The sequence below is a fragment of the Candidatus Manganitrophus noduliformans genome (assembly GCF_012184425.1).
Lineage (GTDB): Bacteria > Nitrospirota > Nitrospiria > SBBL01 > Manganitrophaceae > Manganitrophus > Manganitrophus noduliformans.
On sequence record NZ_VTOW01000001.1, the window covers coordinates 769,316 to 794,489 of the forward strand.

Consider the following 25,174-nt stretch of genomic DNA (forward strand, 5'->3'; position numbering starts at 1 on the left):
ATGCTGAATGAAACACATCGTCGGATTTTCAGGGGGAATCGACTCACAAGCAACCGCGCGGTGGGTGCTCAATCGTTATCCCGCGGAAGACGTGATTCTTCTCTTCTCCAATGCTGGCGGGTGGGAAGATCCAATCACCCCCGCCTTTGTGGCGGAGTATTCGATGACAGTTCATCCGGTGATTACGGTCGAATCAAAAGTCTCCGATATGTGGGAAACCCCAGGATGGGCCGAGAAACGCGGATATGACGGAAACGCGAAATTGACCTATAAGCTGATGTGCGAGATCAAGGGCCGGGCACCTTCCAGGAAGGCTCAATTTTGCACTGAAAAATTAAAGCTTATTCCACAAAAACGATGGGTGGAAGAAAACCTTCCCGACGGCGACTATGAGCGATATACCGGCGTTCGGCGCGATGAAAGCGAGAAGCGGAAAAACACTCCGCTTAGAGAATGGGACACTTATTTTGACTGTTACGTGAATCATCCAATCTGCCATTGGCCTAAGAATATGTGCTTTGAATTCGTAAAGCGCCATGACGGGATATTTAATCCGCTCTATCAGATGGGATTCTCCCGCGTCGGCTGCGCGCCGTGCGTCAATTCCGGCAAGGACGATATTCTCCTGTGGCTTCAACGGCGGCCGGAAATGATCGAGAAGATCCGTGATTTCGAGAAGGAACTCGGCTTTACCTATTTTGCTCCAATCGTTCCTGGAATGAAAATCAATTTTATCGATGATGTGATTCTGTGGGCGCAGACATCCAGGGGCGGGCGTCAAACCGATCTCCTTCGGGTGCTCAATGATCATCCGGCTTGTGAATCTAAGTATGGATTATGTGAATGATCTCTTCCGCTCGTCACTGTCCGAAATGTTGGGAGCACTTTCTCGAAGAGGTTTACGAGCTTGGCCTGTGGGTCGCCTTCTTCCTCGGAGTGATTTATCTCTACGCGGTGATCGGGAAATTCCTTTTTAAAATTCTGTCGTGAGGAAAAACAAATGCCCGAAGAAAAATTGATCGTTCACCCGCTTCCTGAAAAGTTTTTAGAGCCGCTTCCTCTCTTCCCGGCGGTCCTTCTCTTCGAGGTTCCCTATCGCAGCCTGAAAATCATGGCGACAATGGAGCGACCGAAAGAGGGAACGCTCTGGCGAAAAGTTCAGGTCGGCCATGACAACGGATCTCAACCGAGCTGGTACGAAATTCTGGATATCCGGAAGCGGTTTTTCCAGAAAGAGTCTCGCGTGTTTATGGAGATCCCCTTGGTGGCCGATCCCAGGCGGGTAAAGATTCAGTACATCAGTTTGATCGAGGCGATGGAGGAGACGCCGAATGAAAGCGATCAGCATCAAAGAGCCGTGGGCGACTCGGATTCTAAACGAGGGGAAGACGATCGAAACCCGGACGTGGGCGACAAAGTACCGGGGCCCGTTGATCCTGTGCGCGTCGGCGAGTCCTAAAGGGCCGCTTGCCGGTCACTCCTTCGCCATTACCAACCTGGTGGAGTGCCGGCCGATGGTCCCGGAAGACGAAGCGGAGGCTCAATGTATCTACCTCCCCGGCCTGTACTCGTGGATTTTCAAGGATGTGAAATCGATCCATCGCGTTCCGGTCAAGGGCAAGTTGGGCTTCTTCGATCTGGAATTCAACGGGACGAAGGTGTTAAGCCGCACAGCCTGTTCAAAGCGCTTTTTCAGGGATGAGGTCGAAGCGGCGGTGGGGCTCATGGCTGCACAAAAAAGAAAGAACGCAAGAGAGAAGCGTTATTACCGTTGTTCCGGCTGCAATGGGTATCACTTGACGTCACAGGGATAAAAATCGGGAGTTTCACCAATGGGCGAGAAAACTGGAATTGAGTTTGCGGATAAAACGTGGAACCCCTGGCAGGGATGCAACAAAGTGAGTCCTGGTTGTGACAATTGTTATATGTACCGGGAGAAGATTCGGTACGGACAGGAGCCAGACGTTGTCGTTCGCTCTAAGCCGCCAACCTTCAACGCCCCTCTCAAGTGGACCGAGCCGGAGATTGTCTTCACCGCCAGCTGGTCCGACTGGTTCATCCGGGAGGCAGACGACTGGAGAGCGGAGGCCTGGGACATCATCCGGCGCACCCCTCACCTCTTCTATTTGATCTTCACGAAGCGGCCGCAGAACATCCCCGATCGGCTTCCGTCCGATTGGGGGAGCGGCTATCCAAACGTCATGCTCGTCGTCACCACAGAGAATCAGGAGGAGGCCGATCGGCGCATTCCGAAGATCCTGCGAATCCCCGCGGCCTATCGCGGGATCAGCGCGGAGCCGCTCTTGGGGCCGATCGACCTTGAGCCTCACCTTTGGCCCCAGTGCATTGCCACCAAAGAAGAGCACGATCGAGACCATGACCACGGTCTCTGGTGCGATGAACGATCGCTCGATTGGGTCGTCGCCGGCGGAGAATCCGGCCCCGGTGCCCGGCCCTGTCATCCGGGTTGGGTTCGATCGCTCCGGGATCAGTGCGTCGCCGCAGGGGTGCCGTTCTTTTTTAAGCAATGGGGGGAGTGGATAGGCGGCAAGTTCGATTGTCGCAAATCAAAAATGGTCTGCCAACCGACTCTGGACGATATCAATGCCGAACGGGTCGGGCGCATCTTCTGGACGAACCCGGGCGAGCCCAAGGTCCACCTATGGGACGAGGCGGATCACTACTGGACGAACGCCAGCGCTCGCGTCGGCAAGAAAGACGCCGGCCGCCTCCTCGATGGCCGGGAGTGGAGCGAGTTTCCAGAAGGCGTGAAACGATGATTTTGCAAATCAAAATCGGGGACGAGGTGCCCCCAAGAGGGCCGAATCCGGGATAGGCCTTAGCGCGGCCGGAATGGGCCGGCCAAGCGGAGTAGCTCTTGGTTCTCGGCAGGTTTCACAGCTACCTGCGCGCGTCCGGCGCTCCCCGAGGAAATTTAAAGGAAGATAGAAATGGAAACAGAAAAAACCAGCCTCAGAAAACGGAAGGCCGCAAGGCTGGAAGCGCTGTTAAAAGATATTATCGAATATCTTGAAACAAATCCCCACATGGTACTTGCTCTTCACGGTGAATTGGAAGAGGCGCACCGGGTTCTCATTCCAGAAGAAAAAGAGATGATTGTCATGCTTTTAATGTTTCGCAAGCATTTAAATAGGGCGAATAAAAAGTAATGGAGTGGCGCCATAAATGCTCTGTCCAAAATGCGGATCGGATAATTGGTGCGTTGAAGAGGATTTTGACTGGATCTGGAAGCATTGCCGGTGCGGAAAAGAGTGGGACCACCAGAAGAAGGTTGTTGAGGTCCGCTCCGAAATTCCAATCGTGAAAAAGGAGATCTCCGTGAAGAAAACATCTGAACCGAAATCGAAAGAAGAGGTGATTCCGTCTGAGCCGATGGCGGAAACACCGAAAGCAAACGGCCGGCCGAAACACCTGGTCGAATCGGCTGCGTATCTTCGCGCGACGGCAAAACGATTGAGGGCGGAAGTTAAGATCCTCGAAGACGCTGCCAATGCTTTGGATCATATTTATCAATTGGGCGAGAAATAGCAAACCAACGGGGGGAGGGTCGCTATGCTGTGTCCAAGATGCAAGAAAGATCTTTTGAATCCTGTCACAATTTATACCGACGATGGATCGTTGACGATGCTCAACTGTCTTTGTTGCGGAGAGTCGATCGATCCGGTGGTTCTCTATAATCGTGCGCATATTCCGACAACCTCGGACCTGCGGCGAATTCCGATGAAGGGTGTAAAGCGTTGATCGTCTATAAAAAGTGGTACTCGAAGCCAAACGATAAAGGGCTGCGGTGTTTGATGGAGGGATGGTACCTGTTCGGCATTCTTCCGCTCTACATCAGACAAAGAACCCATTATTACTATTAGAAGGTTCCGGCGGGGCCGTCCATAAGGGACAACGGTGGTCGAGTGTGGTGATGACAATCAATACACCGTTAGGCCCCGCCGGGAGAGAGTTGAAGAGAGTTGAGTGGAGATCACGCAAATGGAAAAGCACGAGCAAATTGTGAAGATCAAGACGAACGAAGAGAATCCGGAGCCGATTGAGTTGGTCGTCGAGGAAATCATTAAGGTCTCGGAGGCTTTTCAGCGAATCGGGAAATCCCGCGCTAAAAAAGAACTTATCGTTCTCCTTTTGCATGATGCAGTTACGGGGGTCAGGAAGACTGACATTCGCAAGATCCTCGACGTTGCTCCGTGTCTGGCTGAAATTTATCTGAAGCCGAAATAAAAAAATGAGCGAAAACGAGGACGCCATAGAAATCCTTCTCTCCCGTTGCGATGAGAAGTTGACCGAGTGGGAGGTTAACTTTTTGGAAAGCATTCAAGATCATCCGGATCAGCTTTCTAAAAAGCAGCAGGAAACGCTCGACAATATTTGGGCGAGGTGCATGGGATGAGCCTTTGTGAATACAACCCCGAAAAGAAAGCGCCGGCAACCACTCCTCCTTCTGAGGGTGATTGCAAAAACGAAGCAACGGTCAGCGTCGGGGCGTCCGGCAAGTGGCATCTCTGCGATTCGTGCGCGGCGCTTCCGGAGTTTAAGCGGCTTTGGAGGCGGACCCCTCTTTCGAGAATGACGGGATCGTGCGATCACAGATGGAAGCCGTCGGACGAAGATATTTGGGTTTGTACGCGATGCGGGCGGGAGGCTGGCTGCTTATGATCAAATTTAATCGGCGAGCCCGCGGAAGGCAAAAGGTCGGCAAGAGAAACAAGGCCGAAGCGGCATACGAAAACTTTCTGGAGCTGCGGAAGAATGCGGGGGAAATCTTATGGCATCGCTTCGAAGCAATCAAATTGCGATTGGCCGACAGGACTTTTTACGAACCTGATTTTGCGGTGATGCTCTCTGACGGGCAGATTGAAATTCATGAAGTGAAGGGCCACTGGGAAGATGACGCGAGGGTAAAAATAAAGGTGGCCGCGGAGATGTACCCGTTTCGATTCATCGCAATTATGTGCGAGAAAAATGTGCCGGCAGACCGATGGAAAATTGAGGTGTTTGAATAAGTAACCCATAGGCGGGGAGGAGAGGGGATGAGAGGCCTAGAGACAATAAAAAGGTTGAGGGATCAGCAAAGATCGGCGGATAGGGATCTTTATGATGCAATCGAAAAGTACTTTCCCATCGGCGCTTCGATATCATGGAAAAGGGGCGGCTACAGGCAAGAGGGAAAGGTCATTAGAACATACGACGAGAGGATCAAGGTTAGAAATAACAGGACTAAAAAGGAGTTCTGGATTCACATTTACGATGTTTTGCAATAACCCCAGTGAGGTGAGCATGAAGCCGGAGATTGAGGAGATTAGAAAAATTCTGTCAGATCCTTTCGCAAAATACCGCGCCCACCCTGTCTCGTTGGGACAGGTTAGAACCCTCCTCTCCGCCCTCGCTGCGGCTCAGGAGGAAAATAAGGGGCTGGGGGAGAGGTTGGCGCAAAAGGGGATGGAATATCTTGAGCTTCACAAAAAGAGTCAATCGCTGTGGGGGGCGCTGAGAAAGTACGGCAGGCACTTGCCGAGCTGCCGAGCCTATGGACAGCAGACGCGGCCCCAAAGATGCGATTGTGGGTTTATTTCTGCCCTCTCCCGGACCGAGAAGGAGGGGGGATGAGTCTCTGTGAATGGAACCCAACCCTAAACGAGGATGCCTTTACAAACCCAAGGCCGACCGATTGTAAAAATCAGGCAGAGGTAAGGGCTGGTAGGCATCATCTTTGCGGAACATGCTCAAAGCTTCCGAAGTTTAAGCGGTTCAAAAAGTGGCCTCTCAGGGAAAGGCGAACATGCTCCCACAACTTTAAGCCAGCAGACGAGGAAGATATTTGGTACTGCACAAGATGCGGCATGGAGGCGGGGTGTTTATGAAAAAGGTCAGACTATTAAGGGAGATCGTGATTTCTCCGATTGGAAACTGCCTATCTGAAATTGTTTATCCGGTCGGAACAATTCTTTGGGACTACCCGGAAGACGGCTTTGTGAATCTTGAAATCAGCGATTCGACATGGCTTGACCTGAAGCCGGAAGACTATGAAGAGATTAAGGGCCTTCTAGGGGGGAGAAGGTCAACAGGTCAGTACAGCGATGAATGGGCGCGTGGATGCCTTGACGTTACGCGACTGCTCGAAGAGCACCCCGAAGGATGGGATGGCCCATGCGAATGTCAACTCTGCTTAAGTTATGGAGATGAATAATAACAAAAGCTTCACAGAAGAGCGAGAAGAAGGAGGCGGGGGAGTGATACCAGCAGACTTTAATCCACCCTGGAAGATGAAGCCGCTTGACGAGTGGAATGTCATCACCATGACCCATCTGAATGTAGCCGGAGAGAAGCATCTTTATGTGGCTATGACGAAAGATGGTGTTCTGATCGAGGAAGGCGGCCCGGATGATGTCTACCTCTGGAATCGGCTTTGGCATAAAGCAGTAGGGACCTCTGAGAAGAAGGAGGCAGGGGAGAAATGTTAACAAACCAATGCAGCTGCGGATCTTCTCCCCAAATGACCAGATACCTTGACGGAGACGATACGGTCACTCGGGCCGTGGTCAGATGCAAACGCTGCAAGATTCAGACGGAAGGGAATACCGAAGAGGCTGCAACCGAAAGGTGGAACCGCCTACACCCGAAACACTTCTGTCATTGGCCTGGGTGCAAGATCAAGGTGCCCCCGAAGTTTTGGGGTTGTAAGGCTCACTGGTTCGCGCTTCCAAAGACGTTGCGCGATCGGATATGGGCGACCTATCGGCCGGGGCAGGAAATCACGAAAGACCCATCGCCTGAATACATCGCGGCGGCGCGGGACGTCCGGGAGTGGATTTTAAAGAAAGAGGCGGGGGCGATTGAAAAAGGCGCTTGATCTTTTCTGTGGGGCTGGCGGCGCATCAATGGGATTGCATCGCGCGGGGTTCGAGGTGACAGGGGTCGATGTCAAACCTCAGCCGCGATATCCGTTTCGGTTCATTCAGGCCGACGCGCTCACCTTTCCGCTGGAGGGATACGACTTTATTTGGGCGAGCCCGCCATGTCAGGCGTTTTCCGCGATGAAGTCTCTTCCGGGCGCCAGGAAAGATCACCCTAATTTGATTCCGCCTATTCGGGAGCGGCTTATAAAATCGGGTGCTTTATATTGCATCGAGAATGTTCCTGGAGCACCGCTCATAAATTATTTCATGCTCTGTGGGTCAATGTTTGGACTTAAGAGTCATAGTGACAGATATCTCCGCCGGCATCGCATCTTTGAGACTAATTTCAATTCATTCCTCGTTCCATCCTGCAATCACTGGGGGAAGGCGGTCGGTGTTTACGGTCACGGATCGTCCGGACGTCTCGGCCAAAGAATTAGAACAGCAAGTGCAAGCGAGGCAAGGATCTTAATGGAGATGGAATGGGCGCCGCTATCCTCAATGACCCAGGCGGTCCCCCCGGCTTATTCAGAATTCATCGGCCGCCAGGCGATGGCGATGCTCACTCGGGAGGCGGGGGCGGATGCTCGGTAAGTATCTCTACTACGAAGAGCCGGGGATTCAGATTTATTGCGGGGATTGCCGGGAGATCCTTCCCTTGATCGATCCGGCGACCGTCGATCTGGTGTTGACCGATCCTCCTTATGGGATGGGGGCGGTTTTCGACCGAAAGGGGATACGCCGGCCGTCGCTGGAATCGAAAACAGCAACTTCCAGGGGATGGGGTTCGATTGTAGGAGACGACGAGCCGTTTGATCCATCTTCGCTACTCTTTTTTCGAAGGCTGGCGCTCTTCGGGGCGAATCACTACGCCGATCGGCTGCCTCGATCGAGCAAGTGGCTGGTGTGGGATAAGCGCTGCGGCACTCCCCCCGACAATAATTCGGACGCGGAGCTGATTTGGACGAACCTGGAGGGAGCGGTGAGGATTCACCGGCAAAAATGGCGGGGTTTGATCCGCGAGGGGGAGGAGAATCTCTCGAGGGGCTGGAAGCTGCATCCGGCGCAGAAGCCGATCGCCCTAATTAAATGGATTATCGGCCTGTTCGATCTAAAACCTGGATCGTTGATTTTTGATCCTTATATGGGCTCCGGCATGACGTTGAGGGCAGCGAAAGACATGGGGTATCGGGCCATCGGAATTGAGATCAAAGAGAAATTCTGCAAGGTCACCGTCGACCGGCTTCGCCAGGAGGTTTTACTTTGACTCTCAAATTTGGTGATCCAGAATCGATCGCGGAGCGAGATCGGGGCCGGAAGGAAGCCATTTTAAAAACTTTGCGTTGCCCCAATCCGCTTTGCGCGACACGGAAAAAACAAGAGTTATTAGCGGATGCTCAGTATGCCGATCATATTGATTGGGTGTGCGGTCTCTGCGGCGAGGAATTTGAGACGGACATCGAAGGAAAGGTTACTTGGTCGGAAAACGGATGGGAGGAAGACGCGGAATGAATCTATCCCTATTCGAAAACCCGTCTCCGCCGAAACTGCCTCTGCGCCCCTATCAGGAAGAATGTCTCCAAGCCATTAGGAAGGCCAAAGAGGAGGGGAAAAACCGGTTACTGGTGTCTTTGCCTACCGGCGGGGGTAAAACGGTCATATTTTCGCGTCTCCCTTCGCATTTGGAGGAGAAACGAAAGACACTCGTCCTGGCCCATCGTGATGAGCTTATCGGGCAGGCCCGGAGGAAATTCATCGCCAGCAATCCGGAGATGTTCGTTGAGATCGAACAGGCTGATCACTACTCCACCCCGTTCGCGCAAGCGGTGATCGCCTCGGTCGCCACCCTGGGCCCGGAGCGCGCCGCCAAGCGCCGGGGGCGTTTCTGGCCCGAACAGTACGGCATCATCATCACCGATGAATGCCACCATGCAGCTGCGAAGACGTATCAGAACATCTACGAGCATTTTGGTCTTCCCGATCGCAAAGACATTCTTCATGTTGGATTCACGGCCACCCCGAAGCGGGGCGACGGCGCCGGCCTGGGCGGTATTTACGAGGAGATCGTTTACCACAAAGACATCGGCGAGATGATCGATGAGGGGTGGTTGGTCGAGATTAAGGGTCGGCGGGTGTCGACCAGCACCGACCTCTCCCGGGTCCGATCGAGCATGGGCGATTTCCAAGAGAACGAGCTCGCCGAAGCAGTGAACAACGACAATCGAAACGCTCTTGTCGTCAAAAGTTATTTGGAATTTGCCGAAGGAAAGCGCTGCCTGGTCTTCGCCGTTGACACGGCGCACACGATCGCTTTAAGGGACACTTTTCTTGCTGCCGGAATCCCGACCGCGGCGGTGATTGGAACGACCGACGTGGAGAAAGAGCGCCCTCAAATTTACGCCGATTTTGCGGCCGGCCGGATCAAGGTCATCGTCAACTGCATGGTGTTGACCGAAGGGTACGACGAGCCGACCGTGGAGGCGATTATCCAGGCGCGGCCGACCAAATCCTCCCTGCTCTACACCCAAATCATCGGCCGCGGCCTTCGTCTCTCCCCGGAAACCGGAAAGACTCATTGCCTGGTGATCGATCTGGTCGACAACTCCACAAAGAATTCGGTCAAGACGATCCCCTCCCTCTTTGGGCTTCCGGCCAATCTGGATTTAAAAGGGGGAGAGGTTCGCGCTGCAGAAAAGAAGATCAAGGCGTTTATCAAAGAGCACCCGATGAGCAAAACCGCGGTGGATCCGGAATCGTTGACCGACCTCGATCAACTCGAAATTCAATCCCAGGAGATCGATTTCTTTGCGCCTCCGAAACTCTCCGACGAGGTATTGGAAAACTCGAAACTGACATGGATTTCACGATACGGCGGTTGGACGATGAGCTGCGGCGCGGGCCGGGAGGCAAAGATCGAAAAAGACATCCTGGGGCATTATACGGTCACAATTCACGATGAGGGCCGTCTGATGGTCGACCAGAAGGAAAAGTCCATGGGATGCGCCTTCCAGGCGGCCGATCGATACGTTCGGGAGTTCTGGCCGGACGCGCTGAACCTGCTGCGTCAAAATGCGGGGTGGAAGTCGGCGCCGGCGACGGACGCGCAATTGAATATTCTTCGTCGGATGAGGATCCCTTTTCCGGCGAATATCACCAAAGGAGCGGCATCGCTTTTAATCGGGCAAAAAATCGCATCACGAGGATAGGGGGGGGAGATTCATGTCGGAGAACGGCAAGGTGTCGCCGGTTGGAAAGACTGGCCGTGGGGTTACTTTTGGAGTCGTAAATTTCGAAAAATTTCAGCATTACAAAGATAGGAATCCGCCTTGGATCAAGCTTCACAACACACTGCTAGACAGCTACGAATTTGGATGCTTGCAAGATGCTAGCAAAGCGCACCTGCTTTTAATTTGGTTGCTAGCGAGTCGCCACAATAACCGTTTACCCCTAGATGAAAAATGGATATCAGAACGCATTCAAGCAAAGAAAAATGTTGACCTCGACGAACTAATAAAACTCAAATTTATCGAATGCTACGATGAATGTGGCATGTTGCTAGCAGATAGCTTGCAACATGATAGCAATCCGCTTGACCAGAGGAGAGGAGAGACAGAGGAGAGAATAAGTATAGGCAGCCAGTCTCTTTCACCTCTTTCAGAACTCTGGAACCAAACCTTCAAAGACATCCTCCCTCAAGTCAAGCAATCTGGTTCAAGAAAGAAAAGGGAGGCGGCGCTGCTTAAGCAATACACCTTAGAGCAAATTAAAGAAGTGTTTTTGAGGATCGGTAAATCTGATTTTCTTTTGGGGAAATGTCCACCTCGAGATCCAGGTGGGAAAGTATTCATGGCGGACTACGATTGGTTTTTGGGGAAAGATAAAAACGGGACCGAGAACATCGTGAAGGTGATCGAGGGTAAATACGACAATCGGCCTGTTCAGCGGGAGCTCACGGAGGATCGGGTGATTTTATGAGCGAAGTGGAAGAATTAACTTGTTCGAGGTGCGGCGCGATCTTTTCTGAATTAAAAGCGAAGCTGGCTTTATCCGGTCCGCACGTCAAGGCCTCTTGCCCCGAGTGTGGCGGATACGTGAAATTCATCTCACAGGGTGGAGATCCGATGTTGTGGTTTGGAAAGTATCGAGGCAAGAAGCTGACCGATGTCGTGGCGAATGATCGGCAGTATTTGGAATGGTTGGTTTGTCAACATATCCAGCCGTCGTTGAGAAAGAAAATTAAAGGGGTGCTCCGTGGCGTTTCTGGAAGAGGCTAAAAAATACCTACTCCGCGGTTGGTCTGTGGTCCCCCTGGAGGCGAAGGGGAAGAAGCCGTTGATCTCCTGGAAGGAATATCAGGAGCGGCAGGCGACCGTAAACGAAATTGAATCCTGGTTTAAATGGGAAAACAACATCGGCATTGTCACCGGGAAGATATCCGGAATTACAGTGATCGATTGTGACTCGCCGGCCGCGATCGATCTTGCGAGCAAAAAGGGATTGCCGACCTGTCCGACCGTGAAGACCGGAAAGGGGTACCATTTTTACTACGCCTATGAACCCGGCGTTGGAAACTTCCAAAAGCGGGATGATCTTCCCGGGATCGATCTTCGAGGGGATGGGGGCTTTGTTGTGGCGCCTCCGTCGATTCATCCGTCTGGCGCGGTGTATTCCTGGGAAGGCGAAACGAGAGATCTTCCTCCGCTTCCGAAGTGGATTCTCCGAGATGGCGAGCGGAAATCTTCTCCTGGAACGTTCACAGATTATTTCCAGGGGGCCCAGCTGGGGAGCCGAAACGATACGCTGGCGAGAATGACGGGCTTCTTGGCGAAGAACATCCCGTATCAAGATGCGTTGGAATTCGCTCTTGTTTGGAACACGAAAAACAATCCCCCTCTTCCGCATGATGAGATCGAGCGGACCGTGTTGAGCATCTACCGGCTGGAAGGGATTGCTCGCGCGAAGAAAGCGGAAGAGCCGGCGGCGCCAACGGCCGGCCCTGTTATCGAAGACGAAGAAGAGAACGCCAAGGAGGTTTTGGAGATCGATGATTTATCCGATGGGATCGATTCCATGTACGAGGAAGGACTCCCCCCGGGAGAGTCAACGGGGTGGAAGACTCTCGATCCGCACTACACGGTTCATCCAGGTCAAATAACCATCGTTACGGGCATCCCAGGTCACGGCAAGAGCGAGTTTATCGATGCGTTGATGGTGAATCTTGTCACGGCCAAGCAATGGAAATTTGCTATTTTCTCCGCAGAGAGTAAACCAGATCGTCATTCGGTCGGCCTTATCGAGAAGTTTGTCGGAATGCCGTTCGGGAAGGGGCCGAGCCAACGAATGGATAAACTTCGGGTTGAGGCCGGGAAAGAATTCTTAAGGGGCAGGTTTTTTTTCTTGGAGCCCTCCGAGAAGCATACGACGTTGGATTGGATCATCGAGCAAGCCGGCATTTTGGTCGCTCAAAAAGGAATCAATGGGCTTTTGATTGATCCGTGGAACGAGTTGGAGCACAAGCGATCGAACGGGGTTTCTGAGACTGAATACATTTCACAGAGTTTGTCGAAGCTGCGACGTTTTAGGAGACGAACAAACGTTCATGTCTTTCTCGTCGCTCATCCGCAAAAACTCAATCGGGACTCGAAGGGGAATTATCCGGTTCCGACGCTTTACGATATTTCAGGGTCGGCTCATTGGAGAAATAAGGCCGATAGCGGGGTGTGCGTTTGGCGCGACGTCGCTCAAGAGCGGTCGACTCAGATAACGAAAATATACATTCAGAAGATCAAAACGAAGGAAACCGGAAAGGTCGGCGTGGTCGATTTGATTTACGATCGTGTGACCGGCCGGTATTCGGATAAGCCGTGGGATCATGGGTTATAGAAAAAGCCCGATAATAAACCAAAAAAGGAGGAATAAAATGCCGAAAGCGAAGGGAAGCAAGAATAAAACAAAAGTCACCGTTCATGTTTCGAAGAACGTGAAGAAGGAAACAATCAAAGCCATTGATGGGATGGCGGAGATGGTCGCCAATCGGCCGAGTTCTTCTCGATGGCCGAGCTCGCCTGAGCTTGAAGAAATGGCGAGAACTCACGAGAATCCAACTGTTCGCGGGATTTGCGAGGAGGTGTTGTCGCTGAGGAATCATGTGAAATCTCAGCGTCAAACGATTGCGCGCCTGGAATCTCGCCAAGAGGGGTTTCTTTGTCTCATGGAGGCCCAAGGGTATGCGCGGGGGTTCGTCGGCCGATCTCCTGAGTAATTATGTGTTATGCGTCCAGCGTGACATGAATAAAATCGTCTTTGTCGTTGCATTGTGCTCGTACTGGATCTCCAGCGAGGAGCCGCTTGTCTGTGCGGATAGTCCATCCTGCTTTTGTGCCACAGGGGCTTTCGCGTTCGGCGAATTCAGTTATTTTTTTGTTGCTCCAATTTTTAGGGACGCAGACCTGGCAATCAAAGACTCCATTGCGAATCATTTCAGGTGTTTTGTGGGATTGAGTTACCATTTCATTCTCCTGTTTTTTTCGGAATGAGGTTTAAATCTTTCAGTAGCTTTCGAACGGCATCGTTGGTGATTTCATTGATGGACTTATCGGAATCGATCGAGTAAATCCGAAGTGGTCGCGAGATGTCGTCATCGAAGCGAATGTTGATCGCGTAGGGTTTTGGTTGGGTCTCTTTTTTCTTGCCATTTTTCAAGTTTACCTCCGTTTCTCCCCCGCCCCTACGATGAGAGACGGGGATTTGATTTGGCAAATTATCGGATATCGATAATTCGATAATTACTCTAAGTGAAGTATCGCTGGAGGACGACGGGGAAGTCCTCATCCGACCACGACAGCCCCCGATTCGCGTTTACTATCGCCGCCACCTCCGCCTTAGAAAGCCGTCCATGTAGAGTCCCATCGGCGTCGATCTCCGCAACGATTTTTCCATCCGCGTCTGTGATGTACGCGGCCCCCGTATCCGGGTAGCCGTACGATGTGCTGTGGCATTCATATTTTTCCCATTTCTTCGTCTTCTTCATCTCCCCCTCCCTCGTTTGGTTGATCCCTCAAGCCTGCCCCCGATCGAGATCAGGAGCAGGGGGAAGGATCAAGCTTTGCACGCTCTCCCGGCGAATTTCTCGGGATTGCTGGTGCGGACCGAAAAGCCACATTCCATGCAGGTCACGACATGACGGTCTGTCTCCATAGTATGTGCGGTGACGTGGTCGATCACGTGCGTTTCCAGGAATTCTTTCTGCGTCATCGTCTCTGTATTTTTCATTTTCTCCTCCTCCATTGTTGGTTGCTCACTCTCTATGATGTATTTATACCATTGCACTACAATATAAGTCAATAAAAAAGATTGGTAAAAAAGTAAGGTCGTGTTTTTGTTGCGCATCGACTGTGGATTTTGTACGCTGTGTGAGTATGGGGAAAGCGAAGGTTGAGAAGCCGAAAGAAAAGCCGAAAAAGCGAAGAACGCGCGCGCAACGGATCGAGGACATTCTTGGGAAGTTGTCGATTAAGGAGCGCCGCTTGATCGAAGCGAGACTGGCGGGGAAGACGAAAACGGAAGCGGCCGACTATGCGGGGTACGTTGTTGCGCCGAAAACGAAAACGAAAAACCTCTGTACGCTTGCCACTCGCCGGCTGGAGCGGCCCGAAGTAAAGCAGGCGCTCACGGTTCTTCTCGAACAATACAACCTTGGTATAGATCGATTGCTCAGAAAGATTTCGGAGGGAACGGACGCAACGAAGGTTGTTGCGCTGGTTGCGATTCCGATCCAGAAAACCGGAGAAGAGTCGAAAAGCGGGAACGAGTTGCAGGATGCGAGCGAGCAAACTCAGAACTATGCCGAAGTCCCGGACATGCCGACGCGCTTAAATTATATCAAGACGGCGCTGGCGCTTCATGGGTTGCCGGATAAAGACAAAGGTGAGGGAGAAGGCGAAACGTATGCTGAACGCATTCGCGCGTTTTGGAGGCGGCAAGAAGAGATGGCGATCGATACGACCGCGACGGAGGTGAAGTGATCCTCTTCCCAGGCGACAAAATTTATTTTGACTCTCCGCTCCTCGGCAAAGTTGGTCCGGCGTCCGTGGTTTCTTTGACCGTCGACGGAATCCTCGTTGATCATCCGATCGTCGGCACGATCGTTTCGATTCCGCGTGAGTGGGTGATCGAGGGGGCCAAAGAGGTTAAGCCAAAAGAGGTATTATTTAAGCTTGATGGTGTCAATATTCAGGTGAAGCCGATTTTTTGAGGGGGGGCGATCGTGCCAAAGGTTTGTGAAAAGGTTGTGGGGGCCGAGTTAAAACCCATCACTGGAATGTCCGAGATCGAGGCGTGGCGGTGGCTGGAGAAGCGGCCGGCCGGTCTCGAATACGTTTTCGAGAATGATAAGTTTAAGTGTGTCGGTCTTCATCTTGGGCATTCCTCTTTTTTTGCGGACAGCGTTTTAAGTGTCGTTCTTGTGGCTCGCGCGGAGCTTCGAAAGCGGGGGCTGCCGGATGAGTAGCGGAAATTGGGATGGCGGGGTGGTCAGTGAATGGTTTAGGAGGCTTTGCGAAATGCGTATTTCACAGGTCTTCCCTTATTTGATCATCACGAAAACGACCGTCGCGCCGGATTGTAAGGTGAGCATAGGGGTCGGCAATCCTGGGGAAGGTGAAATTCAGGTTGATGTCAATGCGTCGGGGATTGTCGATTGGAGCCATAATCCAACGGAGGTTAACTCGGTGAGTTCAGCGATGGATCACTACATCCAGGAACGCGCGCGACTTGAGGCGGAGCGACGGGAGCGGGAAATCCGGGAAGAGTTGTTTGCCGGAGAAACTCCGAACGGGAATATCATGGATTATGATGTGATTCGCGTTCCGGAGCATCAACGGGTTGTGTGCGCGCATTATGATTCGATCGGGAGAGGGATCGCTCCTGGCGTTAACGCGAATAGCCATACCGTTCAGTTTCGACCGATTGTTCGCTTTCATGGGTGTTATGTCGGGTTCTGTCATGAAAAAAGAAAAATCTACGTGGTTGAGAGGCGCTATCGTACCTGTGAGGTGGAGGTTTCGGAGCAGGATATAGAATTCGAGCCCCATATTCAACCTTCTCCGGATCTCTTGGTAATGGCGAAATGCTCGGTCCATAATTTGGGGTTTAGTTTTAGGTTACATTGGTCTGAACGTACCAGTGGTGTGGGTGTTGTCGTGAGTAGAGTGAAGAAGCGCCTTAAAAGGCTTTGCGATGAGCAAAGCAGGCCGCGGCCATCCTTCGAGCAAGAGTATCCGGCGGTGGTATCTGAGGCGTTTGAAGCCCGAAGACTTCTCGATGAGCAGCCGATCCCGGAAGAGGGTAGGGTGGTTTGGCCCGCTACGTCTATTTCGCGGGAAGAGGCGAGACGGGTAAACGAAGTGCTGAACGAACACTACCGAAGAATGGTCGATCGTCTCAGCCGTCAGGAGATGCCGAGATTTTATGGGGCTGATCGTTCTGACCGTGAATCCCTCCCCCAAACCTCAAAGCCGCCGATCTCCGCGTCTACCTGTTCATCCTGCAAAGCTGAAAACCTCGAAAACTTCCTGCGCGCCGGCGGAAAGGTTTACTGTCATGCCTGCTTCGAGAAGTTTCCGTCGTGTTGCTTCTGTGGGAACAAGGTTCCTTGGGAATCTTCGTACACGTCGAAGCGCGATGATAAGCGGCTTGCGTGTCCTCCGTGTATCGAGGAGAGAAAGGGTCAGAAGTTGGTCAAGGAGGTGGCTGAGTGACGCCGTGCGTCTTCACCGATCCGGTCAATGTTGGAGCGACCCAAGTTAAGATTATTTCTGTTACCTGCACAAAGCATGGGACCAGGGCACATGCGACCGTTTATTCCGATTATGACGGAGTGGTAAGCGAGATGCGTAACATGATCGAAGCGCATTGCTTCGAGAAGTTTATGAGAAAGCAAATGGGTGTTGAAGAGAGGGCCGGATGAACGAGCATATCAGGTTTCAGGCGAACAGGAGCTTTTCGATTTTTGGAATTGATCTGCTGGTTGGTCTGGAAGATTTTAATGGGCAGATCGTGGCCACTGGAAAGCCAATCGAGTTTAATTCTTATGTTGCTGGAAGAAGAGTCGAAGCGCCTACGCTCAGCCTCAAGGACGGAGAGGCGCAACTGCTTATGGATGAGCTTTGGAAGGTTGGTATTCGCCCGTCCAGTGGGCAAGGATCGGTGGGCCAGCTTGCTGCGACTGAACGCCATTTATCCGATATGAGGACGATTGTTTTTGATAAACTAAAAATCCCACAAAAGGAGAATCCATGAAAAGAATTCTGTTCGTCTTGACCGTGTTGATCTTTCTCGCCGCGCTTCCTGTTTTCGCCGAAGAAAAAGTAGCTGAGGAAAAGAAGCCTGAGACTGTTAAAGAAACCCGAATTTGCTGGAGTGTCGGATCGACCATGCGGACGTTTCCGGCCGACAAGCATCCGACCGGGGAAGAGCTCGTAAAGTTTTTAAACAATCAGCCTCCGGGCCCATTCTGGACGTTGAAGTCGATCACAGAGCCGACCGTCAACGATCCGAAGTATCGTGTGACGATCGAGTGGGCGCTGGCTGGATTTCCGAGTATTTGCGAGGTGGACGCTCCGAAGCCCGCGGCGAAGAAGGAGGAAAAGAAGTGAGGGTTTTCGTTTTCTCTTTAATCTCATTCATCTGCGGGATCGTCTTGACCGTTCTCTTTCTTCGGGCGATTGAGGCGGTGCATGAGCACAAGATAGAATTTTTCTACGATACTGAAATGAAAAAGCTTGGTATGAGGGTTGGGTTAAAGAACCCTATGCCGGATCGAGAGGTTGATAGGTGATCTATGTCGTCGCCGGTTGTCATAATCAGTACCTGAGTTTTCTACGAGAAAACAATCTAACTCCTCGCCAAGCAAAGTTTGTTTGTATGGCTGAGGATGTTCACGGCATCGTAGGCGGGGATCTGGCTTTTTATGGAACACCGGAAAACAATAAGATGTTCGGGGATTCATACCTTCGCCACCTTTTGAAGGTTGGAGTGTTGAGGACATATGAACCAAAAGCCGCTGCTTCCAAAAAGCCTTGAAAAGGCGTTTGATGAGATTTTTAAGGTTCATATGTATCAACGGTATATTTTGAAAATTAAACCAGGTCAAAAGGTTATTATTCCGAAGCTCAGAACGAGACTGAGCGATATAAAGTAAGTTTACGAGGGTACCCCCACAAAGGCCCCTTGAATGTCCGGTCGCATGATCGGTGTTCAAGGGGCCTTTTTTAGTTTAAAGGAGAAAAAATGGAACATCAGATAACCGAACCAAAGCACCCGATCGAGATTAGCGACGATCTGACCAACATCAGAGTCATCATCAAGGAAATGGTCTCTGCCCTTTCTAAGAGCCAGAAGAAGTCGCGCGAACGGTCTCTTGTCATCACGAAGCTCGAAGAGGCAGAAATGTGGGCCGTGAATGCTCAGAGCAAGGAGTAATTGATGAAGTGCAACATCGAGCTTTATCAGTATGCGTCTGAAACCTGCTTTTCGTATGTCGTTCGGGTTGCGTGTTTTGAGCATCTTGCGGTGGCATATGTGAAGGCTGAGAAAGTTGACCGTAAAATTATTCAGCGTTTAAGAAAAAGTCTTTCGTCTGGATGCCATGAAAGGCGGTTCATTCTTGGGACCGAGTATTGTGCCAAGCGGCTTCAACGGCTGAAAGAAGAAATGAAAAGGGTGGCTGCTTAATGACCGTTCAAGTCAAAGAATCCGAGCCGACCCCCGAAGAAATCGAGCGGGAGCTTTTTACGGTCTTCCGAACCTACGCGGTGAAGTGTCTTAAGGTTCAAACGAAGAAGGGAAAGCTCATTTCCTTCAAGTTTAACGTCGCCCAAGACCTTCTCGATCGGATCGTCAATGAAATCATCGCTGCGGGGCGCCTGGTTCGTGTGGTGGTCCTAAAAGCCCGCCGCGAAGGAGTGTCGACGTATGTCGAGGGGCGGTTTTACTGGAAAGTCTCCCTTCGAGAAAACCGGTATGCTGCGACGGTGACCCATGAACCGGAAGCGACCGAAACGCTTTTCAACATGACGAAGCGGTTTCACGATCATGTCGATCCACTCTTTCAGCCTCCCGAGAAGTACAACAACAAGGGGCTGCTTCAATTCGATGGGCTGGATTCAGCGTTTCGCGTCGGCACCGCGGAGAAGGAGCACTTCGGGTCCGGCCAAGGGATTCACTATCTGCATCTTTCCGAGGTGTCAAAGTGGCCGGCGCACACCCAGGTCAATCTGTTAACCTCGGCGCTGCAGGCCGTTCCGGACGATTTGGACACCGAGATTTATTACGAGTCGACCGCCTATGGCATCGGCGGCGCTTTCCATCATCGCTATTTGACGGCGCGCTACCGGTATTATGCGGTTCTCGAGAATGGCAAGCCGGTCCTAAAATTCGAGATCAACGAAGACGCCGATCCGAACGATGTTTATACCTCCGTCTTCTTCCCCTGGTTCATCTTCCCGGAATACCGGATGAAGGCGCCGGCCGATTTCGTTCGAACGAAAGAAGAGGTCGAATACGCGAAGCTTCATGGGGTCGATAATGATCAGCTTTACTGGCGCCGATATACGATCGCCAACAAATGTAATCCGACCGGGGAGAATTTAGGAAAGACGCCGGAGATGATCTTCTGGCAAGAGTATCCTTCAACGCCGGAAGAAGCGTTCTTGGCGACCGGTCGAACGATATTCGACTCGATCAAGATCAATGCGCTTAAGAAGGCTGCGCCGAAGCCGATCGCGCGATACGATTGTCTGGTTTCAACCGGCCAATGGATCACGAAGCCGGACGGGATGCTGCGCGTTTGGGAAGAGCCGATCCCGGGCCGGCGATACGTCATCGGTGCTGACGTCGCGGAAGGATTGATTCATGGGGATTTTTCTTCTGCCGATGTGGTTGACCATCTCACCGGAAAGCAGGTTGCGCAATGGCACGGCCGGGTCGATCCGGATCTTTTTGGCAACATTCTCTACTGGCTGGGGGTCCGCTATTGTACCGCATGGATCGCGCCGGAGCGCAACAATCACGGTTATACAACCGTTAAGAAGCTGGTCGATCTTCGATACCCTCAGATTTATGTCGAACTGATTCCGGAGCCGCCTGGTAAGCCCAGGAAGAGATACGGGTGGTTGACAGGAAAGGCAACAAAACACTTGTGCATCGACTTTCTGGTAACTATACTGCGAGAAGGTAGGCATGGAATTCAGTGCGCCGAGACGTTCGGGGAGATGCTGAGTTTCGTGTTGAAAGACGATGGAACGATGGGGGCCCAGGAAGGATTGAACGACGACCGCTGTATGTCGATTGCCATCGCACAATACGTTCGGACGGTGCTTCCGCTCCCCTCGATGGCTCAAACGATGGTTCCTGCAGGTGGCGCGGTGCAATCGGTGAGGACTCCGCCGCCGCCGGGAGCGTTTACGTAGAGTGAGGTTGACATGCCTTCTTTAAACGAAAAAGGCCCGAGCATCGGCATTTGTTTACAATGCGAGGAGATGGTTTCGAATTTAACGTATGGCCTTTGTTTGTCGTGCAAAACCAAAGAGGATGAGCGACAAAAGCGTCTGCTTATGGATGTCTCAGCGAAGCTTGAAGATCTGGAAAGTTTAAGGATTGAACGTATACCCCCGCGACGAGATGGGGTGAATCAGGGCGAAGCGGCGCAATGATTCAGTAATCCCCGACGATGAGGGGCCGGATACTCCGCAGGTGTCCGGCCCGCTTGAGGTACGGGATGATTGGCGAACGGGATCGGATCGAAAAGGAGTTTTCTCGGCGCAGGGAGGAAAGATGTCGTTGTGGGTGTTTGGTAGAAGCTCATAACGAAGATGAAGATTGTCTTAAATCTAGAAAATCGAGGAGAGCTATCATGTCAAAAACATGCGCGAAGTGCGGCAAGCGACACGCCGGGAAGTGTAGCCGGAAGGGGTATTGATGGAAGAAGACAAAATTATTCCATGGGATCACATGATCACAGTAAAATTTTATGAGTCCCATATTTCGATGACGCTCGAAGAGCTATATCAGGTATTCAAGAAAAGGTTTTTACTTGAGTCGGATGAGAATCCTCAGGTGCTTCGTGGACTTTAAAAGGGGTGTAGAGTGACCTTCACCGTTTCGTATTCTGGCGCTTACTGCGAAGATCCGAAAAGGCTGATCGGGGTCGTTCTTCAATTCCTCGAAGAAGTGGCAAAAGATCCCAAAAGAGCAAGGCAGTTGCGCATCGCCGCGCGGCAGGGTAAGATTACGGGTGTTAAACAGGAAATAGATGAACCCTGGGGAGGTGAGCCCGATGCCCATGTAAAATCGAAACCAAAATAAAATCCTCGAAGAGATTGCAGCAGATAAAATTTAATTAAAGAGCACCCTCACAAAAGGCCTCTGAACAGAACAGCGTTCAGGGGCCTTTTTCTTTTTCGGAGGCATCAATGCGGAAAATCTTGTTTCTGGCGCTACTCCTGGCGCTGATTCCAATTCAGGCGCTCTCCCAGTCGCCGGAACGAGAAGCGCGGGGTTATTTCGGCATCGTCGGCGGGGACACTGACGACAAAGGGCCGACGCTGGTGATCAATCCGGATGGGTCGATCAACGCTGCGGTGACCGGCGCGGGCGGGGGAACGCAATTCGCCGAAGATTCCGCGCTCGGATCGACCCCGACCGGAACGCTGGCGATGTGTCGGCGCGACGACGCCCTTGCTACGTTGACTCCGGTGGAAGACGATGCGATCGGCTGCCGGGTGGATTCCAGGGGAGCTCTTTGGGTGGCCTGGTCTAATCCTCTGACGCCGACGATCGATGGCGTTTATGTGACTGGAAACACGGACCATGATGCTTCGGCCTCCGGGATTGATCCTGTCCTTGTTGGTGGTTTCGCCTCGGCCGCGGCGCCGACCTCGGTAAGCGCTGACGGCGATGCGGTTAACGCCTGGTTTCTTAGAAATGGCGCTCAGGCGACCGTTCTGACGGCCGCGGGTGCCTTGATCGGTGGGGATGCGACCAACGGGCTTGACGTCGATGTGACTCGTTTGCCGGCCATTCCAGCCGGTAACAACAACATCGGCGACGTTGATATCGCTTCAATTGCGGCCGGAAATAACAATATCGGGGATGTGGATGTAGCCTCGATTGTTCCGGGAACGGGGGCAACAAACCTCGGAAAAGCGGTTGACGGCGCTTCCGGCGGGACCGATACAGGTGTGGCGATCCTGGCGATTCGAGACGATTCTCTTTCAGCCTTAACACCCGTTGAAGGCGATTACGTTCAGCTTCGTGTCAATTCGACCGGGGCTCTGCATGTGACCGGGGGAGGCGGGGGTACTCAGTACAACATCGATGATGTTGCTTCTGCGACGGCGACCGGGACGTTCGCGCTGGTTGTTCGAAAGGATTCTGCGGCCTCTCTTGCGGGGACGGATGGCGATGTGACCGGCCTTCAAGTGGATGCCAACGGGGCTCTCCGGGTGACCGGGGGCGGGGGTGGCACCGAGTATACCGTCAATGGGGTGGCTCCGGCCGATCCGACCGGCGCGACCTTCGTTATGGAACGGGACGATGCTCTTTCAGCTCTGACCGAGGTTGAAGGGGATTGGACAAATCCGCGATCGACCGCCGAAGGCGCTTTGTGGACCCAGGATTTCAACTCCGACACGATGGTCACCCATCTTGCGACCGTGGCCGGGGCGGTTTCCGGTACGGAAATGCAGGTTGATATCGTTTCCTCCGCGCTTCCGACTGGGGCGTCTACCTCCGCAAACCAATCAACCATGATCACCGCGCTCCAATTGATCGATGACGATCAAACCGGGGCCTCGGTCAATTACAAAACCTCCGCCGGAACGACTGAGGATGAGACGGAAATTAAGGCCACGGCTGGCCGGCTCTTCTCGATCACGGCGACGAACACGAATGCCGCGGCGCGCTATATCCGATGTGCGAATCTGACGGCGGCCAATACGACCCCGGGAACATCGACCGTCTTTCTCGGGCTGGCCATTCCGGGGAACACGGCCGGGTCCGGATTTACGACGAACTTTGGGCCGGCCGGTATTGCCTTCTCGACCGCGTTGACCTGCTGGACGGTCACCGGGGCGGCGGATTCCGATGTCGCGGAAGTCGCGGCAAACGAAATTAAATGGATTATCACCTACAAATGAAAAATCTTTTCATCCTCATAGCGCTTCTCTCGATCGGCTGCATCGCGCGGGCCGACATGCTTTTGCTCGGGGCCGGGAGTCTTCCGGCGGCGGGCGGCGGCGCATCTTACGTGGCCGTGTACAGCAACACAGGTACGGGCACCTCAATTACAGTATCGAGCGTTAACGCCGGCGCTGGCGATCTTATCCTCGTATTGGCCGGATGGCGCAATAACGGCGGGCAGACGATATCGTCAGTCACGTATAACGGGGCTGGAATCACGCATATTAGGACTGAGGCCCCTGGCGCTGGATTCGTTGCCGCAACCTCCTACTATGCAATCAATCCTGGGGGTACGGCGGACGTGGTGGTGACATGGAGCGCTGCAATCGATGGCGGCGGTCACGTCGTTGTGTATGTGATTTCTGGCGCACACCAAACGACCCCTATTCAAGATCATCAATCCACTTCCGACACAACGGCTAGTGCAACATCCATATCTACAAATGTGACCTCGCAATCAGGCGGTTTGGTTTTCGATCTGGTAAATCGACAGTCAGTTACTGAGGCTCTTACTGTAGGCGCAGATCAAACGGAACGATATCAGGGGTCCGTTGGGGATGTGAGGGATGGCTCCAGCACAGAACCCGGCGCGGCAACGACCACAATGTCATGGTCCTGGACAGGCGGGTCGCGGGTATCTCATATCGCGATAGCGGTGGCACCACAATGATTGTTTTTCTTTTAATGGCGATCTTGCTGTTCGCTCAGAGCGTGATGGCACAGCCGTCCATCTCATCTACTTCTGGAGGCTGGTCGCACGGTGCTAGCGTTACGATTTCGGGGAGCGGCTTTGGGACAAAGGCCACGGCGCCGCCGCTACTCTACGATGATTTCGAGAGCGGCACTAATGGCTCGAATATAAAACCAAATAACCCTGTAGTGGGTACAGCGTGGGATGATTTTGTCGGCGGTGGCACTCAAGTTCCAAGATATTCAAACACGATCTCTCGCGGCGTTTCAGTGCTATCGAGTCTTCATGATTTTGAAACAGATGGGACATACAATTCATCGCTGGAATATTTCAATTCAACAGCTACCACAGTGTACTTCACCTTTTGGTGGAGGCACGAGAAAACCTCAGTGAATTGGAGACGGCAAAACAAGCCTTGGATTCAGTACGGTTCCAACGGTACATACCCTGAAATGTATACAGGGTTTGGAAGCCCTTCTGATACTGATGGTGGGATTAGAAACAGTATCCAAGATGATCCCGCTCCTGGAAATGCAACACTTTACGGCTCGACAAACATTTCCGACATAGATGGGACTTGGGTTAGGCTGGAGGTGTATTTGGTCCAAAGCGATGTCGATGTTGCAAATGGCACGTTTTGTTACTGGACCTACAGGTCTTATTTAGGCACACCATCATTTGTAGAAGAAGCCTGCTCCACAACTCAGAAAATGCGAACACAGGATCGTACATGGAATCAATGGCATTTTGGCTCCTACTTTACGAACGACGACCCTGCGGGAGCGAAGGGGCGAGTGTATGTTGATGACATATATTTTGATAATACCCGTGCCAGAGTTGAAATTTGCAATGCTTCCACATGGGCTGCGCGGACGCATTGCGAGATTCAGCGTCCTACGGCCTGGTCCGACACAGAGGTGACTATCGTGACGAATCAGGGCGATCTCGGCGCGTTGGCTGGTGACTATCTCTATGTTTGCGATTCGGATAATTCATGTAACTCAAACGGATTTGCCTTGTCTGCTTCAGAGGAAGGAGGGAGCCGCTCAGTGATCACCTCTCCCCGCTCTGGTGTCTCACGAAGCGTAATCACGGCCCCAAGAAGCGGAGCAACTCGGAGCCCGATTCAATGAAGCGCGATTGGGGGAGCTTAGAGAAGTCGTTTGCCATTCTAATCCTTGGATTGACCCTCAGTGCTGTTGTAAGCCAAGTGGCGGCGCACCGTCTCGATACGGTCGATGTGTTGGACAAGATCACGATTTTAGAAATGAGAATCACGCACTTGGAAGCCGAAGTAAAACAACTAAAGGAGGGTCAATAA

At 52.4% G+C, this 25,174-nt stretch carries 40 protein-coding genes and 1 pseudogene; 37 read left to right on the forward strand and 4 right to left on the reverse strand.

Features of this window, described 5'->3' with window-relative positions:
- The first annotated feature begins 7 nt into the window (after positions 1-7).
- The 23 genes and pseudogenes from MNODULE_RS03730 to MNODULE_RS03835 all read left to right on the forward strand — a co-directional run bounded on the left by MNODULE_RS03730 (position 8) and on the right by MNODULE_RS03835 (position 13,185).
- Positions 8-847 carry a phosphoadenosine phosphosulfate reductase family protein gene (locus MNODULE_RS03730; protein ID WP_168058132.1) on the forward strand — a complete coding sequence of 280 codons (840 nt, stop codon included), beginning with the start codon at positions 8-10 and terminating at the stop codon, positions 845-847.
- Positions 844-990, forward strand: coding sequence for a hypothetical protein (locus MNODULE_RS03735; RefSeq protein ID WP_168058133.1), 147 nt, complete (start codon positions 844-846; stop codon positions 988-990). The genes MNODULE_RS03730 and MNODULE_RS03735 overlap by 4 nt, the downstream gene beginning before the upstream one ends.
- A gap of 341 nt (positions 991-1,331) precedes the next feature.
- Positions 1,332-1,814, forward strand: coding sequence for an ASCH domain-containing protein (locus tag MNODULE_RS03740; RefSeq protein ID WP_168058134.1), 483 nt, complete (start codon positions 1,332-1,334; stop codon positions 1,812-1,814).
- A gap of 18 nt (positions 1,815-1,832) precedes the next feature.
- The gene (locus tag MNODULE_RS03745) at positions 1,833-2,780 is read left to right on the forward strand and encodes a DUF5131 family protein (RefSeq protein ID WP_168058135.1); all 948 of its coding nucleotides are present in this window, start codon (positions 1,833-1,835) and stop codon (positions 2,778-2,780) included.
- A gap of 171 nt (positions 2,781-2,951) precedes the next feature.
- Positions 2,952-3,170 carry a hypothetical protein gene (locus MNODULE_RS03750; RefSeq protein ID WP_168058136.1) on the forward strand — a complete coding sequence of 73 codons (219 nt, stop codon included), beginning with the start codon at positions 2,952-2,954 and terminating at the stop codon, positions 3,168-3,170.
- Positions 3,171-3,339: 169 nt separating this feature from the next.
- On the forward strand, positions 3,340-3,549 hold the full coding sequence (locus MNODULE_RS03755; RefSeq protein WP_168058137.1) for a hypothetical protein: 210 nt from the start codon (positions 3,340-3,342) through the stop codon (positions 3,547-3,549).
- Between the two features lie 453 nt (positions 3,550-4,002).
- Complete coding sequence (locus MNODULE_RS03760) at positions 4,003-4,248, forward strand: hypothetical protein (protein ID WP_168058138.1); 246 nt, start codon at positions 4,003-4,005, stop codon at positions 4,246-4,248.
- 4 nt (positions 4,249-4,252) lie between these two features.
- Positions 4,253-4,417, forward strand: coding sequence for a hypothetical protein (locus MNODULE_RS03765; RefSeq protein ID WP_168058139.1), 165 nt, complete (start codon positions 4,253-4,255; stop codon positions 4,415-4,417).
- A 262-nt stretch (positions 4,418-4,679) separates the two neighbouring features.
- A complete protein-coding gene (locus tag MNODULE_RS03770) occupies positions 4,680-5,030 on the forward strand; it encodes a DUF1064 domain-containing protein (protein WP_181070916.1) in 351 nt (116 codons plus the stop codon).
- Positions 5,031-5,057: 27 nt separating this feature from the next.
- On the forward strand, positions 5,058-5,288 hold the full coding sequence (locus MNODULE_RS03775) for a hypothetical protein (RefSeq protein ID WP_168058140.1): 231 nt from the start codon (positions 5,058-5,060) through the stop codon (positions 5,286-5,288).
- A 16-nt stretch (positions 5,289-5,304) separates the two neighbouring features.
- Positions 5,305-5,634, forward strand: a complete 330-nt coding sequence (locus MNODULE_RS03780) for a hypothetical protein (protein WP_168058141.1) — start codon at positions 5,305-5,307, stop codon at positions 5,632-5,634.
- Between the two features lie 250 nt (positions 5,635-5,884).
- A complete protein-coding gene (locus tag MNODULE_RS03785) occupies positions 5,885-6,214 on the forward strand; it encodes a hypothetical protein (protein ID WP_168058142.1) in 330 nt (109 codons plus the stop codon).
- Positions 6,207-6,488, forward strand: a complete 282-nt coding sequence (locus tag MNODULE_RS03790) for a hypothetical protein (protein ID WP_168058143.1) — start codon at positions 6,207-6,209, stop codon at positions 6,486-6,488. Before MNODULE_RS03785 ends, MNODULE_RS03790 begins: the two co-directional genes overlap by 8 nt.
- Before the next feature lie 194 nt (positions 6,489-6,682).
- On the forward strand, positions 6,683-6,877 hold the full coding sequence (locus MNODULE_RS03795) for a hypothetical protein (protein ID WP_181070918.1): 195 nt from the start codon (positions 6,683-6,685) through the stop codon (positions 6,875-6,877).
- 28 nt (positions 6,878-6,905) lie between these two features.
- Positions 6,906-7,109 (forward strand): annotated as a pseudogene (locus MNODULE_RS25400) (DNA cytosine methyltransferase); the annotation flags it as partial.
- 285 nt (positions 7,110-7,394) lie between these two features.
- Positions 7,395-7,517 (forward strand): hypothetical protein, encoded by a 123-nt coding sequence (locus tag MNODULE_RS24995; protein WP_272953220.1) that lies wholly within the window; start codon positions 7,395-7,397, stop codon positions 7,515-7,517.
- Entirely contained in the window at positions 7,507-8,190 is a 684-nt protein-coding gene (locus MNODULE_RS03805; RefSeq protein ID WP_168058145.1) for a DNA-methyltransferase, read from the forward strand. The genes MNODULE_RS24995 and MNODULE_RS03805 overlap by 11 nt, the downstream gene beginning before the upstream one ends.
- Complete coding sequence (locus MNODULE_RS03810; RefSeq protein ID WP_168058146.1) at positions 8,187-8,435, forward strand: hypothetical protein; 249 nt, start codon at positions 8,187-8,189, stop codon at positions 8,433-8,435. The genes MNODULE_RS03805 and MNODULE_RS03810 overlap by 4 nt, the downstream gene beginning before the upstream one ends.
- Complete coding sequence (locus MNODULE_RS03815; protein WP_168058147.1) at positions 8,432-10,129, forward strand: DEAD/DEAH box helicase; 1,698 nt, start codon at positions 8,432-8,434, stop codon at positions 10,127-10,129. Before MNODULE_RS03810 ends, MNODULE_RS03815 begins: the two co-directional genes overlap by 4 nt.
- Before the next feature lie 13 nt (positions 10,130-10,142).
- The gene (locus MNODULE_RS03820) at positions 10,143-10,898 is read left to right on the forward strand and encodes a hypothetical protein (protein WP_168058148.1); all 756 of its coding nucleotides are present in this window, start codon (positions 10,143-10,145) and stop codon (positions 10,896-10,898) included.
- The gene (locus MNODULE_RS03825) at positions 10,895-11,197 is read left to right on the forward strand and encodes an exodeoxyribonuclease X C-terminal domain-containing protein (RefSeq protein ID WP_168058149.1); all 303 of its coding nucleotides are present in this window, start codon (positions 10,895-10,897) and stop codon (positions 11,195-11,197) included. Before MNODULE_RS03820 ends, MNODULE_RS03825 begins: the two co-directional genes overlap by 4 nt.
- A complete protein-coding gene (locus MNODULE_RS03830) occupies positions 11,175-12,806 on the forward strand; it encodes a bifunctional DNA primase/polymerase (protein WP_168058150.1) in 1,632 nt (543 codons plus the stop codon). Before MNODULE_RS03825 ends, MNODULE_RS03830 begins: the two co-directional genes overlap by 23 nt.
- A 37-nt stretch (positions 12,807-12,843) precedes the next feature.
- Entirely contained in the window at positions 12,844-13,185 is a 342-nt protein-coding gene (locus tag MNODULE_RS03835) for a hypothetical protein (protein WP_168058151.1), read from the forward strand.
- Positions 13,186-13,192: 7 nt separating this feature from the next.
- Here the strand turns inward: MNODULE_RS03835 and MNODULE_RS03840 are convergent, their stop codons facing one another.
- From MNODULE_RS03840 to MNODULE_RS03855, 4 genes are all read right to left on the reverse strand, one after another.
- A complete protein-coding gene (locus tag MNODULE_RS03840) occupies positions 13,193-13,432 on the reverse strand; it encodes a hypothetical protein (protein ID WP_168058152.1) in 240 nt (79 codons plus the stop codon).
- A 1-nt stretch (position 13,433) separates the two neighbouring features.
- Positions 13,434-13,625, reverse strand: a complete 192-nt coding sequence (locus MNODULE_RS03845) for a hypothetical protein (protein ID WP_168058153.1) — start codon at positions 13,623-13,625, stop codon at positions 13,434-13,436.
- Between the two features lie 88 nt (positions 13,626-13,713).
- Entirely contained in the window at positions 13,714-13,953 is a 240-nt protein-coding gene (locus MNODULE_RS03850; RefSeq protein ID WP_168058154.1) for a hypothetical protein, read from the reverse strand.
- 68 nt (positions 13,954-14,021) lie between these two features.
- Complete coding sequence (locus MNODULE_RS03855) at positions 14,022-14,195, reverse strand: hypothetical protein (protein ID WP_168058155.1); 174 nt, start codon at positions 14,193-14,195, stop codon at positions 14,022-14,024.
- Between the two features lie 140 nt (positions 14,196-14,335).
- On the opposite strand from MNODULE_RS03855, the gene MNODULE_RS03860 reads away from it, so the two are divergent.
- The 14 genes from MNODULE_RS03860 (at position 14,336) to MNODULE_RS03925 (ending at position 25,174) form a co-directional block, all read left to right on the forward strand.
- Positions 14,336-14,947 (forward strand): hypothetical protein, encoded by a 612-nt coding sequence (locus tag MNODULE_RS03860; protein WP_168058156.1) that lies wholly within the window; start codon positions 14,336-14,338, stop codon positions 14,945-14,947.
- Positions 14,944-15,177 carry a hypothetical protein gene (locus tag MNODULE_RS03865; RefSeq protein WP_168058157.1) on the forward strand — a complete coding sequence of 78 codons (234 nt, stop codon included), beginning with the start codon at positions 14,944-14,946 and terminating at the stop codon, positions 15,175-15,177. The genes MNODULE_RS03860 and MNODULE_RS03865 overlap by 4 nt, the downstream gene beginning before the upstream one ends.
- A 12-nt stretch (positions 15,178-15,189) precedes the next feature.
- The gene (locus MNODULE_RS03870) at positions 15,190-15,432 is read left to right on the forward strand and encodes a hypothetical protein (RefSeq protein WP_168058158.1); all 243 of its coding nucleotides are present in this window, start codon (positions 15,190-15,192) and stop codon (positions 15,430-15,432) included.
- A 52-nt stretch (positions 15,433-15,484) separates the two neighbouring features.
- Positions 15,485-16,681 carry a hypothetical protein gene (locus tag MNODULE_RS03875; protein ID WP_168058159.1) on the forward strand — a complete coding sequence of 399 codons (1,197 nt, stop codon included), beginning with the start codon at positions 15,485-15,487 and terminating at the stop codon, positions 16,679-16,681.
- A gap of 205 nt (positions 16,682-16,886) precedes the next feature.
- Positions 16,887-17,222: a hypothetical protein gene (locus MNODULE_RS03880; protein ID WP_168058160.1), complete on the forward strand. Its 336-nt coding sequence runs from the start codon at positions 16,887-16,889 to the stop codon at positions 17,220-17,222.
- Positions 17,219-17,578 (forward strand): hypothetical protein, encoded by a 360-nt coding sequence (locus MNODULE_RS03885; RefSeq protein WP_168058161.1) that lies wholly within the window; start codon positions 17,219-17,221, stop codon positions 17,576-17,578. The genes MNODULE_RS03880 and MNODULE_RS03885 overlap by 4 nt, the downstream gene beginning before the upstream one ends.
- Before the next feature lie 178 nt (positions 17,579-17,756).
- Positions 17,757-18,005, forward strand: coding sequence for a hypothetical protein (locus tag MNODULE_RS03890; RefSeq protein WP_168058162.1), 249 nt, complete (start codon positions 17,757-17,759; stop codon positions 18,003-18,005).
- Between the two features lie 207 nt (positions 18,006-18,212).
- A complete protein-coding gene (locus MNODULE_RS03895) occupies positions 18,213-18,404 on the forward strand; it encodes an Acb2/Tad1 domain-containing protein (protein ID WP_168058163.1) in 192 nt (63 codons plus the stop codon).
- 3 nt (positions 18,405-18,407) lie between these two features.
- The gene (locus tag MNODULE_RS03900; protein WP_168058164.1) at positions 18,408-18,656 is read left to right on the forward strand and encodes a hypothetical protein; all 249 of its coding nucleotides are present in this window, start codon (positions 18,408-18,410) and stop codon (positions 18,654-18,656) included.
- A complete protein-coding gene (locus MNODULE_RS03905) occupies positions 18,656-20,392 on the forward strand; it encodes a terminase large subunit (RefSeq protein WP_168058165.1) in 1,737 nt (578 codons plus the stop codon). The genes MNODULE_RS03900 and MNODULE_RS03905 overlap by 1 nt, the downstream gene beginning before the upstream one ends.
- Positions 20,393-21,068: 676 nt before the next feature.
- Positions 21,069-21,287, forward strand: coding sequence for a hypothetical protein (locus tag MNODULE_RS03910; RefSeq protein WP_168058166.1), 219 nt, complete (start codon positions 21,069-21,071; stop codon positions 21,285-21,287).
- A 107-nt stretch (positions 21,288-21,394) separates the two neighbouring features.
- Positions 21,395-23,119 carry an autotransporter outer membrane beta-barrel domain-containing protein gene (locus MNODULE_RS03915; RefSeq protein ID WP_168058167.1) on the forward strand — a complete coding sequence of 575 codons (1,725 nt, stop codon included), beginning with the start codon at positions 21,395-21,397 and terminating at the stop codon, positions 23,117-23,119.
- A 709-nt stretch (positions 23,120-23,828) separates the two neighbouring features.
- Positions 23,829-24,986 (forward strand): hypothetical protein, encoded by a 1,158-nt coding sequence (locus MNODULE_RS03920; protein ID WP_168058168.1) that lies wholly within the window; start codon positions 23,829-23,831, stop codon positions 24,984-24,986.
- Entirely contained in the window at positions 24,983-25,174 is a 192-nt protein-coding gene (locus tag MNODULE_RS03925; protein WP_168058169.1) for a hypothetical protein, read from the forward strand. The genes MNODULE_RS03920 and MNODULE_RS03925 overlap by 4 nt, the downstream gene beginning before the upstream one ends.

What these genes read in the sequence shown, in the direction of transcription:
- MNODULE_RS03730 (WP_168058132.1), top strand. Translation starts at nt 8, where the DNA reads ATGAAACACATCGTCGGATTTTCAGGGGGAATCGACTCACAAGCAACC.
- MNODULE_RS03735 (WP_168058133.1), top strand. Translation starts at nt 844, where the DNA reads ATGATCTCTTCCGCTCGTCACTGTCCGAAATGTTGGGAGCACTTTCTC.
- MNODULE_RS03740 (WP_168058134.1), top strand. Translation starts at nt 1,332, where the DNA reads ATGAAAGCGATCAGCATCAAAGAGCCGTGGGCGACTCGGATTCTAAAC.
- MNODULE_RS03745 (WP_168058135.1), top strand. Translation starts at nt 1,833, where the DNA reads ATGGGCGAGAAAACTGGAATTGAGTTTGCGGATAAAACGTGGAACCCC.
- MNODULE_RS03750 (WP_168058136.1), top strand. Translation starts at nt 2,952, where the DNA reads ATGGAAACAGAAAAAACCAGCCTCAGAAAACGGAAGGCCGCAAGGCTG.
- MNODULE_RS03760 (WP_168058138.1), top strand. Translation starts at nt 4,003, where the DNA reads ATGGAAAAGCACGAGCAAATTGTGAAGATCAAGACGAACGAAGAGAAT.
- MNODULE_RS03765 (WP_168058139.1), top strand. Translation starts at nt 4,253, where the DNA reads ATGAGCGAAAACGAGGACGCCATAGAAATCCTTCTCTCCCGTTGCGAT.
- MNODULE_RS03770 (WP_181070916.1), top strand. Translation starts at nt 4,680, where the DNA reads ATGATCAAATTTAATCGGCGAGCCCGCGGAAGGCAAAAGGTCGGCAAG.
- MNODULE_RS03775 (WP_168058140.1), top strand. Translation starts at nt 5,058, where the DNA reads ATGAGAGGCCTAGAGACAATAAAAAGGTTGAGGGATCAGCAAAGATCG.
- MNODULE_RS03780 (WP_168058141.1), top strand. Translation starts at nt 5,305, where the DNA reads ATGAAGCCGGAGATTGAGGAGATTAGAAAAATTCTGTCAGATCCTTTC.
- MNODULE_RS03785 (WP_168058142.1), top strand. Translation starts at nt 5,885, where the DNA reads ATGAAAAAGGTCAGACTATTAAGGGAGATCGTGATTTCTCCGATTGGA.
- MNODULE_RS03790 (WP_168058143.1), top strand. Translation starts at nt 6,207, where the DNA reads ATGAATAATAACAAAAGCTTCACAGAAGAGCGAGAAGAAGGAGGCGGG.
- MNODULE_RS24995 (WP_272953220.1), top strand. Translation starts at nt 7,395, where the DNA reads ATGGAGATGGAATGGGCGCCGCTATCCTCAATGACCCAGGCGGTCCCC.
- MNODULE_RS03805 (WP_168058145.1), top strand. Translation starts at nt 7,507, where the DNA reads ATGCTCGGTAAGTATCTCTACTACGAAGAGCCGGGGATTCAGATTTAT.
- MNODULE_RS03815 (WP_168058147.1), top strand. Translation starts at nt 8,432, where the DNA reads ATGAATCTATCCCTATTCGAAAACCCGTCTCCGCCGAAACTGCCTCTG.
- MNODULE_RS03820 (WP_168058148.1), top strand. Translation starts at nt 10,143, where the DNA reads ATGTCGGAGAACGGCAAGGTGTCGCCGGTTGGAAAGACTGGCCGTGGG.
- MNODULE_RS03825 (WP_168058149.1), top strand. Translation starts at nt 10,895, where the DNA reads ATGAGCGAAGTGGAAGAATTAACTTGTTCGAGGTGCGGCGCGATCTTT.
- MNODULE_RS03835 (WP_168058151.1), top strand. Translation starts at nt 12,844, where the DNA reads ATGCCGAAAGCGAAGGGAAGCAAGAATAAAACAAAAGTCACCGTTCAT.
- MNODULE_RS03840 (WP_168058152.1), bottom strand. Translation starts at nt 13,432, where the DNA reads ATGGTAACTCAATCCCACAAAACACCTGAAATGATTCGCAATGGAGTC.
- MNODULE_RS03850 (WP_168058154.1), bottom strand. Translation starts at nt 13,953, where the DNA reads ATGAAGAAGACGAAGAAATGGGAAAAATATGAATGCCACAGCACATCG.
- MNODULE_RS03855 (WP_168058155.1), bottom strand. Translation starts at nt 14,195, where the DNA reads ATGAAAAATACAGAGACGATGACGCAGAAAGAATTCCTGGAAACGCAC.
- MNODULE_RS03875 (WP_168058159.1), top strand. Translation starts at nt 15,485, where the DNA reads ATGCGTATTTCACAGGTCTTCCCTTATTTGATCATCACGAAAACGACC.
- MNODULE_RS03880 (WP_168058160.1), top strand. Translation starts at nt 16,887, where the DNA reads ATGAACGAGCATATCAGGTTTCAGGCGAACAGGAGCTTTTCGATTTTT.
- MNODULE_RS03885 (WP_168058161.1), top strand. Translation starts at nt 17,219, where the DNA reads ATGAAAAGAATTCTGTTCGTCTTGACCGTGTTGATCTTTCTCGCCGCG.
- MNODULE_RS03895 (WP_168058163.1), top strand. Translation starts at nt 18,213, where the DNA reads ATGGAACATCAGATAACCGAACCAAAGCACCCGATCGAGATTAGCGAC.
- MNODULE_RS03900 (WP_168058164.1), top strand. Translation starts at nt 18,408, where the DNA reads ATGAAGTGCAACATCGAGCTTTATCAGTATGCGTCTGAAACCTGCTTT.
- MNODULE_RS03905 (WP_168058165.1), top strand. Translation starts at nt 18,656, where the DNA reads ATGACCGTTCAAGTCAAAGAATCCGAGCCGACCCCCGAAGAAATCGAG.
- MNODULE_RS03915 (WP_168058167.1), top strand. Translation starts at nt 21,395, where the DNA reads ATGCGGAAAATCTTGTTTCTGGCGCTACTCCTGGCGCTGATTCCAATT.
- MNODULE_RS03920 (WP_168058168.1), top strand. Translation starts at nt 23,829, where the DNA reads ATGATTGTTTTTCTTTTAATGGCGATCTTGCTGTTCGCTCAGAGCGTG.
- MNODULE_RS03925 (WP_168058169.1), top strand. Translation starts at nt 24,983, where the DNA reads ATGAAGCGCGATTGGGGGAGCTTAGAGAAGTCGTTTGCCATTCTAATC.